The 19,808-nt window shown below is 42.1% G+C and carries 13 protein-coding genes; 5 read left to right on the top strand and 8 right to left on the bottom strand.

Going from position 1 to position 19,808, the window contains the following annotated elements:
• The first annotated feature begins 33 nt into the window (after positions 1 to 33).
• Entirely contained in the window at positions 34 to 867 is an 834-nt protein-coding gene (locus tag QT327_RS09020; protein WP_289552644.1) for a sialate O-acetylesterase, read from the top strand.
• A 200-nt stretch (positions 868 to 1,067) separates the two neighbouring features.
• Here QT327_RS09020 and QT327_RS09015 read toward each other — a convergent pair whose 3' ends face one another.
• From QT327_RS09015 to QT327_RS09000, 4 genes are all read right to left on the bottom strand, one after another.
• Complete coding sequence (locus QT327_RS09015; protein WP_289552643.1) at positions 1,068 to 2,528, bottom strand: beta-galactosidase; 1,461 nt, start codon at positions 2,526 to 2,528, stop codon at positions 1,068 to 1,070.
• Between the two features lie 26 nt (positions 2,529 to 2,554).
• The gene (locus QT327_RS09010) at positions 2,555 to 3,157 is read right to left on the bottom strand and encodes a beta-galactosidase (RefSeq protein ID WP_289552642.1); all 603 of its coding nucleotides are present in this window, start codon (positions 3,155 to 3,157) and stop codon (positions 2,555 to 2,557) included.
• A 274-nt stretch (positions 3,158 to 3,431) separates the two neighbouring features.
• The gene (locus tag QT327_RS09005) at positions 3,432 to 5,027 is read right to left on the bottom strand and encodes a glycoside hydrolase family 43 protein (RefSeq protein ID WP_289552641.1); all 1,596 of its coding nucleotides are present in this window, start codon (positions 5,025 to 5,027) and stop codon (positions 3,432 to 3,434) included.
• Between the two features lie 483 nt (positions 5,028 to 5,510).
• Complete coding sequence (locus tag QT327_RS09000) at positions 5,511 to 7,601, bottom strand: beta-galactosidase (protein ID WP_289552640.1); 2,091 nt, start codon at positions 7,599 to 7,601, stop codon at positions 5,511 to 5,513.
• Between the two features lie 662 nt (positions 7,602 to 8,263).
• Between QT327_RS09000 and QT327_RS08995 the strand changes: the two genes are divergently transcribed.
• Genes QT327_RS08995 through QT327_RS08980 form a run of 4 tightly spaced genes read left to right on the top strand, consistent with a single transcriptional unit; the run spans position 8,264 to position 12,312 of the window.
• Positions 8,264 to 9,259 carry a ligand-binding sensor domain-containing protein gene (locus tag QT327_RS08995; protein WP_289552639.1) on the top strand — a complete coding sequence of 332 codons (996 nt, stop codon included), beginning with the start codon at positions 8,264 to 8,266 and terminating at the stop codon, positions 9,257 to 9,259.
• On the top strand, positions 9,240 to 11,213 hold the full coding sequence (locus QT327_RS08990) for a sensor histidine kinase (RefSeq protein ID WP_289552638.1): 1,974 nt from the start codon (positions 9,240 to 9,242) through the stop codon (positions 11,211 to 11,213). Before QT327_RS08995 ends, QT327_RS08990 begins: the two co-directional genes overlap by 20 nt.
• On the top strand, positions 11,213 to 12,001 hold the full coding sequence (locus QT327_RS08985; RefSeq protein ID WP_289552637.1) for an ATP-binding response regulator: 789 nt from the start codon (positions 11,213 to 11,215) through the stop codon (positions 11,999 to 12,001). Before QT327_RS08990 ends, QT327_RS08985 begins: the two co-directional genes overlap by 1 nt.
• Before the next feature lie 5 nt (positions 12,002 to 12,006).
• Positions 12,007 to 12,312 (top strand): helix-turn-helix transcriptional regulator, encoded by a 306-nt coding sequence (locus QT327_RS08980; protein ID WP_289552635.1) that lies wholly within the window; start codon positions 12,007 to 12,009, stop codon positions 12,310 to 12,312.
• Between the two features lie 54 nt (positions 12,313 to 12,366).
• Here the strand turns inward: QT327_RS08980 and QT327_RS08975 are convergent, their stop codons facing one another.
• The 4 genes from QT327_RS08975 to QT327_RS08960 form a co-directional block, all read right to left on the bottom strand.
• A complete protein-coding gene (locus QT327_RS08975) occupies positions 12,367 to 13,905 on the bottom strand; it encodes a SusD/RagB family nutrient-binding outer membrane lipoprotein (RefSeq protein ID WP_013665914.1) in 1,539 nt (512 codons plus the stop codon).
• A 5-nt stretch (positions 13,906 to 13,910) separates the two neighbouring features.
• Positions 13,911 to 17,111 carry a SusC/RagA family TonB-linked outer membrane protein gene (locus tag QT327_RS08970; protein WP_149105509.1) on the bottom strand — a complete coding sequence of 1,067 codons (3,201 nt, stop codon included), beginning with the start codon at positions 17,109 to 17,111 and terminating at the stop codon, positions 13,911 to 13,913.
• Positions 17,112 to 17,307: 196 nt separating this feature from the next.
• A complete protein-coding gene (locus QT327_RS08965; RefSeq protein ID WP_013665912.1) occupies positions 17,308 to 18,162 on the bottom strand; it encodes a fumarylacetoacetate hydrolase family protein in 855 nt (284 codons plus the stop codon).
• 130 nt (positions 18,163 to 18,292) lie between these two features.
• Positions 18,293 to 19,804, bottom strand: coding sequence for an aldehyde dehydrogenase (NADP(+)) (locus QT327_RS08960; protein ID WP_289552633.1), 1,512 nt, complete (start codon positions 19,802 to 19,804; stop codon positions 18,293 to 18,295).
• Between the last annotated feature and the right edge of the window lie 4 nt (positions 19,805 to 19,808).

Below are 19,808 nucleotides of genomic sequence, written 5' to 3'. Positions count from 1 at the left end.
GGAGGTGGAGGATTTTACGGCAACGCCGATAATATGTATTTAGAAATTGATGGTAATGCGTATCCCTTAAATAGAGAATGGTATTACAAGGAGTCAGTAACAAACAAACAGTTTGGTTTTACCTACATCTCCCCGAATGTTCAGCCATCATTACTCTTTAATGCGATGATAAATCCAATTATACCATTTCCAATTAAAGGCGTAATATGGTACCAAGGTGAAAACAATGCCATACGGGCCTATGACTATTGCACCTTATTTCCAACTATGATTAACGACTGGCGTGCTAAATGGGGTTACGAATTCCCTTTTTATTGGGTACAACTGGCAAACTTTATGGCAAAAGACGAAAAACCACAAGAAAGTACATGGGCGGAACTCCGAGAGGCACAAAGCAGAACCTTAGCCCTACCAAAAACCGGACAAGCAGTAATTACGGATATAGGCGATGCGGACGACATCCATCCGCGAAATAAACAAGATGTAGGAATGCGGCTAGCCTTAATAACGTTGAATAAAGATTATGGAAAGAAAGAAATCGTATACACCGGCCCAGTGTTCAAATCAATGCAAATTGAAGGGAATAAGGCGATTATCTATTATAAAAATGCAGCGAACGGCTTATTATTGCATAATAAATACGGATATATTGAAGGATTCACCATTGCCGGGGCGGATAAGCAATTTGAATGGGCTAAAGCTTATGTGGATGGGAATACAATAGTTGTTTACTCCGATAAAGTGTCAAATCCTACAGCGGTTCGTTATTCTTGGAGCGATAACCCGGATGTAAACCTATTTAATAAAGAGGGGCTTCCTGCGGTGCCCTTCAAAACAGATGATTGGAAATGGATCACAGAAAAATAATGACTTTAAACAATCATATCAGTAAAAATGAAGCGCTCCCTTAAATGGTAATGATCCTCTTAATATGAGCAGTTGAGACAAACTCAGGAGGTGAGCAGGAATATCTGAGAAGAACTATGGATAGGGTAACGGATTGACCCTATCCAATAGTTTATCGCCGGAAGCTTGTAACGAACTATTTTTTTCGTATAATGTTCCGTTTACTCACTGATAACTTTCACATCCCATGCATCGAGTGCAATTTCCTTACCGGTTTGATGGCCAGAAAGGAGCTCGCTTCCACCGGGATAAGGATTATTTACCATTTGACTTTTATTGCTGTAATTGAATATATAATGAATCGTTTTGCCTGATTGATTTTTCCCGGAACGGACAATAATGGGAAAGCGGTAATTATTTGCGACCGTGGTGACGCCTGCATCCTTTGCCGTTTGTAGGACAATTTTTTCCAGCAGTTCCTGTGAAGGATAGGTGCCGATATATACCAATTTTCCTTTTCCGTAATTGTTTTCGGTTATAACAGGCCATTTGCCATAGAAAGGATGATCGGCATAGGCCAAGGGCTTTGCCGTTTCGGGTATTAAAAACTCATACCATTCGCTTATTTCCTTTCCACTTAATCCAAAAGCGCTCTTTTTTAGAGATAAAGCGGGAATATTGGCATATTCCTGATAATAAAAGCCAGCGGCCTTTCGCAATGGTCCCGGAGCAAGTGTTGCGCGAACGGCGGAATGCTCATTGGTATATCCGCTTTTATAGAGCATAACCACATAGCCGCCATTTTTTACAAATTCATCGATTTTCTCCAATAAACGATCGCTCGCTACATACAATGGAGGAATAACCAGCATTTTGTATTTGCTAAAATCCGCCTGCTCATCACAGGGAACAATATCCGATTCAATATTCTGATTGTATAATGCACGATGAACGAATCCTGACGGATAATGGTCCTTATCGGTGTAGGGCATAAAACTCAACGCGTGATAAGAATCATGACTGAACAGAATGGCTACCTTGTTTTCCTTTTTCAGATTGACCAGGTCTTTACCAATATGCTTGAGTTCTTTGGCCGTAGCAGCGAACTCCTTATAAATTCGATTAGGCTGTAGGTCTTGCCCTAATATTCCGCGCCAATAAGTTTCCTGTCCATAATGCAGGGTATGCCAATGCCAATACTCAACCATGTTGGCACCTGAGGCCAGATGGGCAAATACGTTTTGCCTTAGTTGTCCGTCATATGGAGGTTTTTGGTTTTTGGCATCCCATCCCGTAGCCTGTGCATTGGTTTCAGTTATTAGATAATTCCCTTTCGCAACCGTACGCATGTAATCGCCTGAATAGGCAATGAATTGCCCATTTTGTCCATCTTGTACGTCGTGGTAAACATTGATTGCTGGATATTGCATTTGCCTGAAGCTTTCCGGTTGATCTATGTTTTGGAAAGACGGCATAAAACAATGGGTAACAAATTGATCTTTTCTTTTATACTCGTTTACGATATCAACCTGCCAGTTCAGAAACTCCGCAACGCGATACCGATTGTATCGTTCCCATTCGTTTTTATACGACGGGTTGGTCGCCCCATCACGTGGGTAAAATTCGTCCCAGGTATTGATGTTCATTCCCCAGTAATTCAATCCCCATTCCTTGTTCAGCAATTTAAGGTCTCCGTTGAATTTCTTTTTTATATAATCAACAAAACCCTGAAAATACCCGGGTTGTTAATTCCTCTTGCTTCTACTTCATTGTCTACCTGAAAGCCGATAACAGCCGGATGTTTGGCAAAATGTTCCATCATTTTACGGATCACTCTTTCAGATAATTTGCGATATATGGGATTGGTAATATCCATGTTTTGGCGGATACCGTAATAGGCCTTTCTTCCCCCGGTATGTGCTGCTAACACCTCCGGGTATTTATGGGCCATCCACGCTGGAATGGAATAAGTGGGTGTACCTAGGATAACCTTGATATCGGCGGCATGCATTTTATTGAGGATGGTATCCATCCAGGCGAACTCAAAAACACCTTCCTGTGGCTCAAACAACGACCAAGTCGATTCACCTACCCGCACGACTGTTAAATCGGCTTCCTTCATCATGCGTATGTCTTCATCCAAACGGGCAGACGGCATATATTCGTGATAATAAGCGGCACCATAAAGTACATTATCAAAACGATATTGTGCTTTCGCCTGAAAAATGAGCAGACAGATCAGTATTGCCGGTAGACCGCATTTGCTGAGATTAAATACTACAGTACGATAGTTTACTAATTTTTGTTTCATCTGTAAATAATTACTCGTTTGTGTTTTACATTTAAGGTACTCATGAACCGCAAAGCGGTCTTTTTATCCATCGGTCAGATGGAGCTTATCATGTTAAAACCCCGACGGGCTTATGAACACAATTGAATATTTAAAATCCGTGAATAAATTTACATTTCCCTGTGTGATAAAAATGAATTTTAAACATGGACGGTTCATAACCGTGTTTATGGAATGGTTAATTTAATCATAAATTGCGAGCAAAGGATTATGTAATAACTGATTTTTGATCATTTCACGGTTTTGAAACACGGTAATCAAAATAATCAAAATAAGCCTTTGATGAAGTTTTCTGTCCATTAGCGGACGCGTAAAGTCCGATCATAACACCCGTAAAACCACCTGCAACTTCCGTACTTAAATACCTCGTATCCAAATTTTTTAATTCCACAAACTTACCGGCCTTTGTATTGAAGTAGCTAAAGGTATAATTCAAAGGTTTTCCTACTACTTGAAGACGAACCGTCGGTTCATCGATCAACTCTTCTGCGGCGAGATAGGAAAGCGAGCCAACTACAACGCGAAGCTGTACAGCAAATCTTTTTCCTTTACGTTTAAGCAGAAGATCGTAATGATGCGTATTGTTTTGTATAAGGGTTAAACCGGCCTCCTCTTCTTCTTTGGTGGACACTATTTCCAAACTAGTTTCTGCCGTAAAATCGTGTTCAGTTTGTCGTCGGCCAATAAAACTAACCGACTCCAGCTCATTAAGCTTAAAAGGCGAAGCATTTATCCGTAAAAATCCTTTTCGTTCGGTGAGTGAATAATTTGCTGAAACAGGGTTTCTAAGGTATTGCCATTCGTAGCCTAATTTAGGTTCGTCAAATTCGGTTCGACTTACCGGTTCTTCAAACGGTTGGAGCGGCAAAGTTGGCACTTGCATATCAATATTTATGGTGCCGTTTCCATTAACCTGTGGCCATCCGTTTTTAGGCCAGTCTACCGGAGCAAGAAATGTTTCTCTACCCAATATATGATAATATGAATAAGGTTTCGTAACCCTAAAGCCCAAAAAAACTGCCCACCATGAACTGTCGGCTGCCTGAATAAGATCAGCATGCCCTACTCCTTGTATTTGGTTACCTTGTCCCAGTCGATTGCTATGCGATAAGATAGGATTTAACGGGCAGTTTTCGTAAGGACCAAAGAGATATTTACTGCGCCCTATGGTTGCGCTGTGAGCATACTCTGTCCCACCCTCGCCAAGTAACAGGTAATAATAACCATCTTTTTTATAGACGTGGGGGGCCTCAGGGAAACGTCCCCCTGTACCACCCCAAACTAAGTGTTCGGGTGAAAGCGTTTTCCCGGTCTGAATATCGATTTCCGTAATCCGTATTCCCTCATTACCCTGCGTCACAAAGTATGTTTTGCCATCATCATCCCAAAAAATATCCGGATCAATACTCTTTATATCCACCCATATCGGGTCGCTCCAAGGACCGGCAGGATTATCAGCTGTGCAATAAAAATTGCCACCACCTGATACATTGGTGCAGATTACATAAAATTTGCCCTTATGGTACCTTAAAGATGGAGCGAAAAGCCCACCGGAAGAAAATGCCTTATGTAAGGGAAGCTGAGATTCGCGTGTTAGACAGTGTCCTATCTGCTGCCAGTTTATTAAATCCTTGCTGTGATAGATCGGTAATCCGGGAAAATATTCGAATGATGACGTAACCAAATAGAAATCATCATTAACCCGGCAAATGCTTGGATCTGGATTAAAGCCACGTAATATCGGGTTTTTATAACCGAACTGGGCAATAAGGGCTTTGGGCAAAACGAAAAGAAGTGTGCAGACAAAATAGAAACTGAATTTTCGGGTCATAGTGATTTGGTCTATTATTTACGTTGAAAATAAATTACATGTTGTAACGGGTGATTTATAAAGTAGCAAGTGACACAAAGCTAGCAGAAAGCCTCTATAAGCAGGGAACGCTTTTGTTAATATTTTAGGCCTATTTTGTTAACTATTACAAATAGTGTTCGAAAGATGGCTATATGGCAATAAGCTGTTGTTTAATACATTCGACATGAACTGATTCCCTCTCCTGACCTACCAATTTAACCGTCTTAGGCCTTTATGTAAGGGCAGATAATCACATCTATGCGGGAACGGAAGGCTATGGAATAAAAATCATCAGCCGGAAACAAACACCTTGATTGATCTAAATCCGGCGTTCACGACGTTTATTTCTACTACAAAAACAACCGCTATCTTGGAAGACCAGGCCGGCAATCTATGGATAGGGGTCTCTCAGAAAGCTGTATTTTACATGAACATAAAATCCGATTCAGCTAGAAAAGCCCTTTACTCATTCCAAACCAATACCTCTGCAGGTTTCAATGTTTTCTCGCCAACAAAAACGGTAGAGGTTTCCGGAATAGGCATGGTATAATCGGTAGAAGAATAATTTACAGCCAAATAAAAACCATCTCTCCAATAGACATACACACCAGGAGGATAATCTTCAGTAGTTGCTCCTGCCTGCGTATAAATGTTACGCAACAAATCCTTTTCGAGCTTAAAATCGTCCGTAGCTACACCTATGTAAGTAACAGATCCTTTACCAATTTTCTGTTTTACAACAGCCGCTGCTCCCTTATAAAACTGGTTTTCATAGCTTGCAAGCACTTCCGTATTTTGATAGGGCTTTAGCAGATCCGCCCAGTTATTCCAAGCATAGTGGGTGGATCCCATTTGAACGTCTCCTTTGCCATAAGCCGAAAGCATGTCTGTTGCCGTAACCTGCGCTCCTATAAGACCCGAAATAGGCGCTGCCAACTTACCCTCCCAGAAGTGTCCCATTCGATTTTTAGTTGCTGTACGGCAGGTAATAATCAACTGTCCGCCATTGGTTACATAATTATTCCATTTCTTTACTAAAGCCGAATCCACCATTTCGTATGCAGGAATAATGACCACCTTATATTTCGACAAATCGCTGGTCTCCGGTATCACATCAACCGGGGCTCCTAAAGACTTGGCCGTCTCCATGAACTTAACCGGGTAATTCCATGTTTCCCATTGGGCGGTCTGCTTTTGCCTGTCTATCGTCCAGTAATTTTCGAGGTTCCAGAGAATGGCCGTTGAACGCGCCGCCAATTTTTCCGGCATCTTAACGCCCTGTTTATACTGCTTCCGCAGCTCCTTTATTTCTTTCATGAACTGCGTATAGTCTTCACCACCGGGCGAAGGTGTTACCCCATCTGTTTGTATAATGCCCGCATGGTACTGTTCTGAGCTATATATAATTTGCCTGAACCGATAAGAACAGGCCAATTTTCCGCCCGCAGCAAATGTATGGTACAACCACATGCGCACTGTTCCTGGTAATAGAAGTGGGTTGTAGCTGCCCCAGTTTACAGGTCCTGGCTGAATTTCCATTACGCCAGATACGCCTCCCAAATGTTTAAAATATGCTGACGCAAAAAGGATTACTCTGCTATCGCCCAACCTGAATCCAAGTTCGCCAATATTATCGCTACCGCCATTAGGATAGGCCGTATAAGCCGCAAAATCGAGTTTTTGGGTTCGCTGCGGGTCAGCCCCGGGAGAAACAGCTGTATAATTCGTGGTGATATATTGATCCTTTGAAATATGACTCCGCAAAATGCCGGCCTGAAAGTCAAGGAATTCTGCCTGCGCATCTGCACAATAGCGTTTAAAATCAAGCAAAGCATGTGGATTATTTCCCCACCAACCTACCAGATTGGTGTTATGGATCGTAATCTGGTTGAAATCGTTATACCATTGGCTCCAGAAAGCAGTACCCCAGGCCTCATTTAACGCTTCAACCGTTTTGTATTTGTTTTTTAGCCATTGCCTGAAGGCATCTTGAGAGGATGGACTATAATCGGGTTTAGCATCGGGCTCATTATCTAGCTGCCATCCAATCACATTTTTATTTTGCCCATAGCGCCTGGCCATTTCGGTTACAATCTTTTCAACGAACAGGCGATATTTGGAATTAACGATTGAACCGAGCCCCCGTGTTCCGTGTTCGGCACGGATATAATGCCCATCCATTATAAAGGTTTCGGGATAATTTACCCGCATCCAGGCAGGTGTAGTTGCCGATGGTGTACACATCACTACTTTAAGTTTGTATTTCACGCAAAGGGCGAGCACTTTATCAAGCCAGGCAAAATCAAATTTCCCTTCTTCTGGCTCCATCTTAAACCAGGCAAATTCAGCCAGATGAACAAACTCATACTCCATATCAGCAATCTTCTTGATATCTCGTTCCCATTGGCTTTCCTTCCAGTGTTCGGGATAGTAGTATATTCCAATGGTGATCAAATCCTTTTCAGGAAAAAAACGATTGACTTCCTGCGATTTTACATTTAATGTCGATACAAATATTGTTAATATGACTAGTGTTATAGTCTTCTTTACCATAGTAAGTTTGTTTTTTGTTTTGAAATCCTTATTATTAAACCACGCGGCCGCACCATTCAATTTTATAACCCGTGATGGGCAATATTACTGAATTGATCTCCTTTTTTTCTTTTAAAGAATGCCTCCCTAAAGAAGACGCACCATAACTTAGGTTAGATGCTTTCATACCTGTTTTGCCGATTTCTCTGTATTTCCATGGTTTATTAGATGGTTTAACTTACGTGAAAACAAATGTACTCATTGGATAGTAGGCAATGTGTGTTCATTTTCGATAAAAAATTGCACTTTATCGACATTTCCTTGGCCGTTTACTTAAAAAGGAAACTATCTGAATGAAAGAAGGATTAAACGGAATTTATTTTACTTAACATGGGTTATGCTGCACAAATATTCCAAAGGCTAGTACGTATATGCAACACCCCCTATAATAGATCACCATTCCTATTCAACATACTTACTATCATTTTAAACAAATTTACTCGCCCTTTAAATCTATCTTTATTAGCTTTGTTAGTACGATAATAGGAAGAATAGAAAACAAACCGGAGAAACTACCTTCCCACAAACTAGCGAATAAATAACCAATTATATAAATTTTCGGATCACACCTTGCTGACCGTTGGCGACAGCTTTCCGGGAAGTGCTAATAACCCTTTATTGTGATGAAAATCAAAAATTTAATTCTGCTTATATATATACTGATTACAGCGATAAACAATGTTGGAGCGCAATCGGGCAAATTATTTACAGTTGAATCCGGTTTATCCAGCAGCATGGTAACTGACATCCATCAATCCCGTAATGGATTTGTGTGGGTAGCTACAGAGGATGGATTAAATCGTTTCGATGGTGCTAAGAACACGTTGTACAGGGTCGACAAAAACGTACCCGGTTCGGTCTTAAGTGATATGGTAACGACATTAGGAGCAGACGCAACGGGTGTTATGTATGTGGGATACTTGAACGGACTGCAGTACTATCATGAAGCAAGTGATTCTTTCTTTACTGTACCACTTTGGACCGATAAAGGGAAACTTTCGGAGCCTCATGTAACATGTATTTTGCAACGGAAAAACGGACAATTATTGGTTGGTACCTCTGGTTACGGAATCTTTGAAATACATCGTAGTAAAAACGGTCAACCCTATGGTTTACGATTGATAAATTTTGAACCCAGCAATTTCATTGTCCGTCTTTTTGAAAACAACCGACAAGAGCTTTGGATTGCAACGGAAAATCGTGGACTATTCAAATTTTCCGGTCAGGAAAGACAATGTTATTTCGCCAACAAAAAAGGTCAAAAAAATGTAGTTATGAGCATTTGTGAGGATAAATACGGTACACTATTGGTGGGTAAATTAAATGGTGGTCTACACCGCTACAATGAGTCAACCAATACATTTGATCAGATTCCTTCATCCGACCTATCAAACTCGACCGTTTTAGATCTTTATGTGGGAGCAGATAATCACATCTATGTAGGAACAGAGGGCTATGGAATGAAAATCTATCATCCGGAAACAAATACCTTGATTGATCTAAATCCGGCGTTCACAACGTTTAGTCTTTCTACTACTAAGACGAATGCTATCTTGGAAGACCAAGCAGGCAATCTATGGATAGGCGTCTCTCAGAAAGGTGTGTTTTTTTTTACATAGATATAAAAACCGATTCAGCTACATAGGAAGCCGTTCCAGCAAACAAGATTTCATTGGCGATCATGCGGTCACATCCATCCTTGAGGAACGATCAGGACGCTTATGGGTAGGAACCGATCGCGATGGTTTATATCTATTAGACCGCAACCGTACGAAAAGTACACGGTATAAAGCCATCAGCCAGTGCCAACCTCCTTCGTCTATTATGGCGATATTTGAAGACAGCGACGGCGATTTTTGGTTAGGTGGAAGTAAGGAAGGGCTTATCAATTTAAATCGCCGAACCGGTATTTGCCGAGCGATACCCGGATTAACGGATAAAAATGGGGATCATGTGGAGCTGATTCACAGCATTTGTGAAGATAAACGGCGCCGATTGTGGATCGGAAGTATGGGTGCAGGATTGTTTTGCCTGGAAAAAAAATCCGGTGCTATAAAAAACCTCTGCTTCGTCAAGTCTAAAACTCCCTATCTAGGAAAAGGTTATCTGCCCAACAACTGGATCAATTGCTTACTTATTGCGCCATCAGACAAGTTATATATTGGTACCTATGACGGATTGGCCTGTTTAGATCTCAGTGATGAAAGCTTTATTTCCACTTTCGGCACCGACAAACTCTTTGCCGGTAGTGTCGTATATTCATTGTTGGATGATCAACGAGGTAATTTATGGGTCGGAACTTCAAAGGGCCTAATGCGTTTAGATATGGAGACCGGAAAAACTCGCCACTATCAGATTGACCATGGACTCCCTAGTAATACCGTTTATGCGATTGAAATAGACTCACAAGGTAATCTCTGGTTAAGCACAAATCGTGGATTAGCCAAAATGGACATCCACGATAACCGTTTCATCAATTTCTATTCAGATGACGGGCTGCAAGGCAATGAATTTACAAGAGGGGCCTCCTTACGTTCTACAGCTGGAGAGTTATATTTTGGTGGAATAAACGGTATATCTTATTTCAATCCGTTGGAAATTGAGGTGCGCCCAAAATCACTGTCTGTCAATATTGTAGATTTTTACATCCATGACAAAGCAGTAAAAAAAGGGATGAAATCGGGTAGATACCAAATAATTGATACAGTGATTACAAAGGCTACGGTATTTAATTTAGCACATAACGACAACTCTTTCACCGTTGAGTTTTCAACCATGGATTTCAGCCAGTCCGAACGCGTACAATTTGAATATCAGATAAATGATAATGATTGGATCACACTGAGACCAGGCTTGAATCGTGTTACTTTTGACCACTTAGAAACAGGTAAACATCTCTTGCGCTATCGAGCAAAAGTTAATGAAACTTATTCACCTATACAGCAAGCTCAAATTATAATAAATCCAGTGTGGTTTCTATCTTTTCCTGCTAAAATCCTGTACGCATTGTTCACCATACTTAGTGCCTTGTGGATTTTTAAAACGTTGCAAAATCGGCAACGGTTTAAAAAACAAATGTTGGCCCATCGTCATGCCGAAGAAATCAATGAGGCAAAACTTCAGTTTTTCATACATATTGCACACGAAATCAGAACTCCTTTAACATTAGTTATAAACCCGCTAAAGAAACTTTTAGCCCGAACAGAGGTGAGCAATCATGATGGTCTGTATCGGATTATCGACCATAATATTCAAAGGATGTTGGACCTGGTCAACCAACTAATGGATATTCGAAAAATTGAAAACGGTCAAATGAATTTAAACATTACCCGTGTGGAAATGGTCGGTTTTGTTAAATCTGTATCTTCCTTATTCAATGAGGAATTTACAATTAAAGGGATAAAATTTCAAGTATTCAATCAGTCTAATAAGATATATGCGCAAGTTGACACGCGCAATTTTGATAAAGTGTTGATTAACCTCCTATCAAATGCTTGTAAATTTACACCGAATGATGGCAAAATCCGAATGACTATAACAAAAAAACATAGCGCTGTGCCGGATATACCATAATGCTTCGCATTGAGATCGCTGACTCAGGTCAGCTATTAAACGATGATGAATTTGAACGTATCTTCAACTGCTTCTATCAAGCGGAAAATTCAAAAACTTATCAGGGATATAGTACGGGCATCGGATTGCACTTAACACGGCAGCTGGTGGAAATGCATAAAGGGAGTATCCGTGTAGAAAACATCGCGGATTGGGGTTATGCCTTTGTCATTGAAATCCCACTCGATTCGGATCAAGAAAGTACCGTACATATTAAAGAACATACGCCTGGCAATCGCCCACAACCATTTGTATTAACTTCGCCCTTCGGAAAAAGAAGAAAGATAGCTAAAACTGCTAAACGGATCCTTGTTGTAGATGATGATATTGATATCCGTGAGTTTTTGAGACGAGAGCTTTCTCCGGCTTATTTGGTTAACACCTATGCCAATGGCGAAGACGCTTATAAAAGTATGTTAAATGCGGTTCCTGACTTGGTAATCAGCGATGTTATGATGCCTATTATGGATGGAATGATCCTTTGCAAAAAAATACGTGAAAATCCGCTGACGCATCATGTACCGATTGTACTTCTGACAGCAAAAGGCGAAGACAATCACCAATTACAGGGTTTGGGACTGGGGGCAGACCTCTATATCGTTAAACCATTTAATATGGATGTTCTGACTGAAAACATTAAGAGTTTACTTAGAAACCGGGAGATTGTTCGTGTTAATGAACGTGAGGCACATTTGCAAGGCACCTATATTTCAAAAGTCAATCTGAAGAGCTCGATGAGAAATTATTAGAGAAAGTGCACCAACTAATTGAAGAGCACATCGCTAATCCTTCTTTAAGTGTGGAAATGATTGCATCTGAAATTGGCATTAGCCGAGTGCACCTACATCGAAAATTGAAAGAACTTACACATTTAACAACCAAAGACCTGATAAAAAGCATCCGTCTGAAACAGGCAGCCGCTTTACTAAGCTCTAAAAAACTAACGGTATCTGAAGTAGCCTATGCCGTTGGATACAACGATGTTAATAGTTTCTCGCTTGCCTTTAAGACGCTTTATGGCCTCGTACCCAAGGAGTTTGCCATGCAGAAAAATACGTAATATGTAACGTCATCAGACTTCGCATAAACGCTGCAAGTCTGATGACGTATATTTTTATTCGATGTCCCAGAATACGCGAACCGATAAATTATCGCCTCCCATGGCAGCAACCGCAGCTTGATAATTCGTTGGATTCTCTGACATTTCATCGTCTGGATAAGCCATGCGCCTTACAAAACCACCGTTAAGGTTATTATTATATCGATTAGGTGTCAATGCTGGAAAACCACTCCTTCGAAAGTTTGCAAAGGATTCGGTTCCATTTCCTATATTGGAGATCCAATATTGCGTATTGATAAGTTCCAATGCATTAGCTGTGTTAAATACAACTTGCGGATGATTAATATAGCTCTCCTTTTCCTGCTCGCTAATCGCGTTATCAGGTGTGTTTGGATAGAGCGACCACTGATCCATGCTGGCACGAATCCCTTCTTCATAATAGGCTTGTGCCGAACCATTTATCCAATTACGATGGGCCGCTTCGGCCATCAACAATTTTGTTTGCGAATGCGTGATATAAAAAAGAGGCGCGAATGGATTGCCGATAATAGCATAATTAAGCTGTGAATAATTAAAGCCTGTACCTGCCCGACCACGGAAATTTGGATGTTGAGCCACGTTATTTTGATCATAACCGACAGGAAATCCGAACTGGTTAGCAAGCGTTACGTCGGGTACCGAACTAAGTACGGCATTCGGGTCCGCATATTTACCCGCAATATACTTAGCGCGGGGATCTTCGGTGGACTTTAATTGATTGACGAAGGGTTCCGCCAAGTAATAATAGTAGGCATTCACAACCGGCCCATCGTTAAGTGTACTGTTGTAGGCATTTGTAAAGACCATATAGGCATCATCCTCATTCGATTGCATCACACCACCATCAACCGCCTCTTGCACGATTGAGCGGGCTTTTTCCGGATCAACTTTTGTATAGCGCATTCCAAGTCGCAACAATAACGAGTTTCCCAAACGTTGCCATTTTGCAACTTGTGCTGCAGCTGAGCCCGTGGCTCCATAGAAAAAATCTTCAGTAACGTAATCAGCTGCCGGGTCCATACTCGCAATAGCGGATTTCAATTCATTATAAAGGTCTTCATAGATTGCCCTGTCGTCATCGTAAATTGGGTAAAAAATAATCTGCTGATAGGCTTTTCCGGCCTCGCTATATGGTACATCCCCATAAGTATCCACCAAGGTCATAAATACATAAGCTTTCCATATGCGCATCATGCTCATCAAATTGACTCGCGCTGGCATCTCTTGCGCTATTTGAATGGCTTCAACTAACAATTTAACCGCATTCTCATAACAACTATTCCACTTTGGGATATTGAAATTGTTATTGTCTTCATTGAAATTGAAACCTGCTGTGGCGCCCAGGTTATATGCATTCACAAACTGTTGAACAATGGTTTGCTCGCCTTCCCAAGCGCCAACATGAGTTAACCTTTCGGCATTGGAAAACAACAGGGCCGGATCGATATTGGTTACTCCATATTCGTTGGTATTTACTGTTTCAAAATTCTTATCGCACCCGCTTAACGCCCAACATATCGTTCCTAAAAGGGTTAAATATTTTATCTTTTTCATGATGGTTAGAATATAATGTTTAAGTTGAAAGCATAATTTCGTGTCGTGGGCACGGTTGCTTGCTCATACCCCACTCGATTGTCGCCCGAAGAGGCGAACGCCTCGGGATCATAGTCTGGTAAGTCCTTATATAAAAGTGCGACATTTCGACACGAAGCCGTCAACGTAAGACCTTTGATGAAACCGAATTTATTTTTCACATAGTCACTTAAGTTATAGGTTAGCGCAATGTTTCTGAACTTAATAAAGTCAGATTTGAAAATAAAAGGATCTGCAATCTGTAGGTTGCGATAATCCGTATAAAAGTCTTGAGGGTTAACTGCAATTGTATTTTTTTCGCCATTCCGGTACACACCATCAAATACAACACCATTTTCGCCTTCGCGGCGACCAATCAGTGATGCCTTGGTGTGCCCTTGTCGCAAGCCGTTCAAGGCGCTTGAGGACAAAACCTTTCCTCCCGCTTTGAAATCGAAGTGCATGGAAAGACTCAGGTTCTTATAGGTAAAGGTGTTGGTCCAACCACCAACCCATTTTGGAAGGGCGCTTCCAAAATTTACAACCGGTCCCTGAAGCAGACGTCCGTTATCATTCAAAAGTATTTCCCCATTTTCGTTTCTTAGATAGGTATTGGCTGACAGCTGATTCAAGGGTAATCCTACCTCATACACCAAGGCTCCAATAAATTCATTTCCTTCGAAACGTTGAGCTACAAATCGGTCAGTACCGGGAGCGATAGACAGCACCTTCGTAGTATTTAATGATGCGTTGAAGGAACTTGTCCATCGGAAATTATCCCGCTTCACAGGGATTACTTCTAACATAAACTCCATACCCCGATTTTGCAGCGAACCGACATTTTGCTGCGTATCTGTATAACCTGAGGCATTCGAAATTTGTACGGGTAAAATCTGATCGGTTGTCACTTTTTCATAAGCAGCGATATCAAAACTTAACCGGCTATCAAAGAACCTCAACTCAAGACCAAGTTCTCGTTCTTCGACACTGAAAGGTCTCAATAACGCATTCGGCGAGCGCGTACCTAATATGGTACCCAATGTCCTTCCATGTAACTGATTAGGTAATATATCATAAAAAAGATGGTTGGAAAAAGGAGGGATTCCATTAGCACTACCTACTTGGGCCCATGATCCTCTTAGCTTACCATAAGAAAGCCACGACTGCTCCTTCATTAGTTCAGAAAAAATGAAACTACCGGATACCGATGGATAAAACTCGCTGTTCGCCTCTGGGTTCAACACGGAAAACCAATCCTGCCGACCTGTCAAATTAACGTATAGCATGCCTTTATACCCGAATTCTGCAAATGCGTAGAGCGAATTGGTTTGATCACGAAAGATGGTATAGTTATTAATCGTTTTATTAATGCCGTTTTGAATAGAATAGAGGTCCCTAACCGTAAAATCCTCTACTTCATCAATAAAAGTTCCGACATCGCGTTTAAAAATATTTCCCCCGACGCTTAAATCAATTGAAAAATCGCCGAATTCCTTACTTGCACCTACAAGAAAGTCTGTATTTATTTCGGTACCTTTCGCCTGCTCAATATGATACATCCCATTAAAACCTGGTCCTTGCCCGTTATTGTTAAATGGTGTAGAAGTTCCTCTTCCGGTAGGCGTATTAAATTCAAGCTTAGAAACGGAATAATCGTAATTATATCTTCCTTGCACATATAACCAATCCATAACATCATATCTCAAGGTTGCTGTTCCGAGAAAGCGATCCCGATCGTTTAGGATAAACTCCCTGCCTTTGGCAAAATAGGGGTTCAATAAGGTGCCTTGAAATCCGGACGTCTGTCGCTCGGTTCCATTTTCGGCAACTGCGCTCTCCCGAAAGGCTGCAAGCGGGATAGATGTAGACATTCGGGTGAGAAAGTTGGGTGCTCCCGGCCCCTGTGCCCCGACTTGTGGTGGATTCTCATTATTCTCTTTTGTGTAATTCGCGTTGAAGGAGAAATGCAGCTTTTTAGTTAGATCGTGATTTAGACCCAAATTGAAGATGCGTTTCGTATACCGATTATCGGGTGCGGGGGTAATGCCTTTTGCGCCTGAATTGGAAAAAGATGCTCTGAAATTACCTTTATCACTCCCCCCTGACAACGCAACGGTATTAGTGAACACTGTACCATCCCTGTAGAACTCTTTGATGCGATTTGGGTTTGGTGCGTACGGACGCATAACCCCATCAAAATTGACAATTGGCTCTCCGTCCATCCTACTCCCCCAGCCTAACATACCTGTTGAAATAGCGCTACCCACATCCGTAGGTCGCTGTCCACCCTGTCCCTGGCCGAATTCCTGTTGAAAATCAGTAAAGTCCAACACGCTATTAACCGTGAAATTTGACGTATATTCGATACCTATCCCTTGATCACGTTGACCATTTTTCGTGGTAATAATAATTGCACCGTTAGCAGCTCGAGAGCCGTATATCGCTGCAGCCGTAGCACCTTTCAAGACAGTCATACTTTCAATATCGTCCGGGTTAATCTGCTGCATGTTATCGCCGAGATCGTAAGCTGGTTGCCATCCGTTCGAACTACGGGCTCCCTGATCCATCGGTAGTCCATTGATCACAATGAGAGGAGAGTTTGCAGCACCCGCAAACGCTGATTGCCCCCGTAAGCGTATTTTAGTACTGGATCCGGCACCGGCAGCTGGCGGAGATATATCCAATCCAGCAACCTTGCCTTCCAAAGACTCCATTACATTGACTGTTCTGTTCTGTAGCAAATCCTGGCGTTTAACCGTCTCCGCCGAATAACCCAGTTTCTTTGATTCTTTCTTAATCCCAAGCGCTGTAACGACAACCTCCTCCATGCTCCTTGATTCGGCGGTTAATTGTATGTTAACTACCATTTGGTTCTGCAGCGTTAATTCCCGTGGCTGGTATCCGATCAATGAAAACACCAAAATATCGCCATTGGATGCGTTGATACTGAAATTGCCATTTGCATTGGTCGCCGTTGCGGTTCGGGTGCCCTTAACCTGTACGGTAACTCCTTCCAAGGGTGTACTTTCAGAATCCCTTACCTGACCGCGTACCGGTTTTTCTTGTCCCTGCAAAAAGGCAGGAATAATTCCCATCATGCCCACCATGGTGAGCACCTTGAGAAAAACCAACACCCTATCCCCTATAGGAAGTCGGTTTCTTTGTTTAATGTTACTGTTATTCATCATTTTTAAATTGGTTTATAATATTGTGGAGGTTTAACCTAGAAGGACAAACAAAAAGAGGAGATCCTTTAAGATTGATTCAATGAGGTTTATGCTTTGCTAATTACGGAGGCAGGTGGTCGTTTTATTAAGTATCGTTTTGACACTTATAAAATCAGAAACCACGAATTGCCTAAGTAAAATAATAAGATACTATGTGCTAAACGGATGGGTTATACGCAACCGTATTACGCAACGTTCCAATCGGTTCAATTGTAATAAGAATTTCGTCTTCCGGAAGTAGTGTAAAATCACTTGGGGGCACTAAACAGGTACCTGTCATGAGAAAACTGCCGTCCTTGAATGTAGATTCCCTGTAAAGATAGGACACGAGCTCCGTCAAGGGGCGTTTTATTCGGCTTATTGCCACCGAATCGCGGAACATCAGTTTTCCTTCCCTTAAGATATCCATTTCGATTAATGTACCGGGGTCTAACGGTGAAGCAGGAACATACAGACAAGGCCCCAGTGCAGCACTTCGGTCATAAACCTTTGCCTGTGGCAGGTACAGAGCATTTTCTCCCTCAATGCTACGCGAGCTCATATCATTCCCAACAGTGTAACCTTCTATAGTTCCATATGAATTAATAAACAAGGTCAGTTCGGGCTCGGGAACGTTCCATACGGAGTCCTTCCTGATGCTGACAGCTCCCTTATGTCCGGAGACTTTGTGCGGGAAGGCTTTAAAAAACAGCTCAGGTCGTTCGGCATGATATACCCGATCATACAGGTCGGCCCCACCGGAATCCTTCGCTTCTTCCATCCGTGCTTCCATACTTCTTAAATAAGTGACACCCGCTGCCCAGACTTCCTGCGAACCTATTGGAGGCAAAACACCTTCCTCCAATAAGTTTTTAGCCTTTCCTTCTGCTATTGCGGGTGCGGTGTTAAGCTGTGATTTCAAATAGCCATAGAGATTCTGTCTATTGATCAACTGATCCCAGTTGCCAGGTATGACATGATAACTATTGTCTACCTTCAATATGTTTTCTGTTTTCGTTTTATAGAGGTTCATATGTAAATATTTATCTTTTAAAGGCCATACCTGCCTACCGGCAGGCAGGTGGAATATCCACTTTATTTTCACCGGTATTCGAGTAAGCTGTGCCACATGGATATTTCATAAGCAATACGTGTTATCAACATTAAATGTCGGCTTTCGTTAGCTGTCCGTTTACATGGCGCCAAATAGACTCCAGGTTTTTGTTTTGCAACGCTGTCGGCAACAAAGATTGCGGATAATTTTGATAGGAAACAGGCCGTGTAAACCGGTAAATTGCCTGTGTGCCAACCGAGGTACTCCGGCCGTCCGTGGTGGCTGGAAATGGCCCCCCGTGTACCATAGCATGGCACACTTCCACACCCGTTGGAGCACCATTGATAATCAGTCGGCCAGCCTTTTGTTCCAACACCTGAAAAAGTCTATTAAAGTTTTTGGTATCCTCCTCCGTGCACCATACGCTAACTGTTAGCTGTCCGCTTAACAAAGCGGCAATTTGTAGAAATTCTTCTTCGTTTGCTGCAATTACCAATATGGATGCCGGGCCAAAGTACTCCTTGCTGAATAAAGCCTGTGAAAGGAAATTGCTACCACTGACTTGGACCGCAGTTGGCACCGGTTGTTCGGTATCCGTTACTTCTGCGTTTCCACCAGCAAGTACAAAAGCTCCTTTTGCAGCTTTCAACTGTGCTATACCCTCGCAATAAGCTTGATAAATGCCAGCACTCAACATACGATGCAACGATTGTCCTTGAAGCTCCTCAGCATAAAATTTCAAAAATTTCGCCGTATCTTCCGAATCAATCAACACGAGCAATCCGGGATTCGTACAAAATTGCCCAGCTCCAAGCAGATTGGATGCGGCCAGCATCGCCGCTGTTTTTTCACCCTGTTCAGCTAATCGACCCGGTAATAGAAACACAGGATTAATACTACTCATTTCTGCGTAAACAGGGATCGGAGCAGCGCGGCGCGTAGCAGCTTCGTATAAAGCCATACCACCTGTATAAGAACCCGTGAAACCGACTGCTTTGACTGAAGGATGGCTCACGATCTTTATTCCAATAGCTTGCGATGTAAGCCATAAAGAGGCAAAAACACCGTCAGGCATTCCTGTCTTATGTGCTGCTTTTGCGATACATGCAGCGGTTAGCTGCGCGGTTTGCGGTTGATTTGGATGAACTTTATAGAGCACCGGGCAACCTGCAGCAAGTGACGAGATCGTGTCGCCACCTGCTACTGAGAATGCGAAAGGAAAATTACTTGCCCCGTAAACGCAAACCGGTCCTAGCGGAACCTGCATCTGTCGAATATCCGGTTTTGCAACAGGCGTCCTATCGGGAATAGCCGTATCGATAATAGCATTGACCCAAGATCCTTCTTTTAGCAGATCTGCAAACAGCTGAATTTGAAATAAGGTCCGATCCAATTCACCGTGGAGCCTAACCTCAGGAAGATGAGATTCCCGACTACAGGTTTCTATTAACTTCTCGCGGTCATTAGCAAGTTCTATGGCGATCTGTCGAAGGAAACCCTCTCTCGACTGATTTGACAAACATCGGTAAACCTCAAATGCGGAAGCCGCTTTTTCGATATCCTGTTCTACTGCTGCCCAGTCCTTTGGTCTGTAATGATTAACAGCATCTAATGTATCCATAATA

The sequence above is a fragment of the Olivibacter sp. 47 genome (genome assembly GCF_030372825.1).
Taxonomy (GTDB): domain Bacteria; phylum Bacteroidota; class Bacteroidia; order Sphingobacteriales; family Sphingobacteriaceae; genus Olivibacter; species Olivibacter oleidegradans.
The sequence above is the reverse complement of the archived record's forward strand: the minus strand, read 5'-3'. Positions and strand labels throughout refer to the sequence as shown.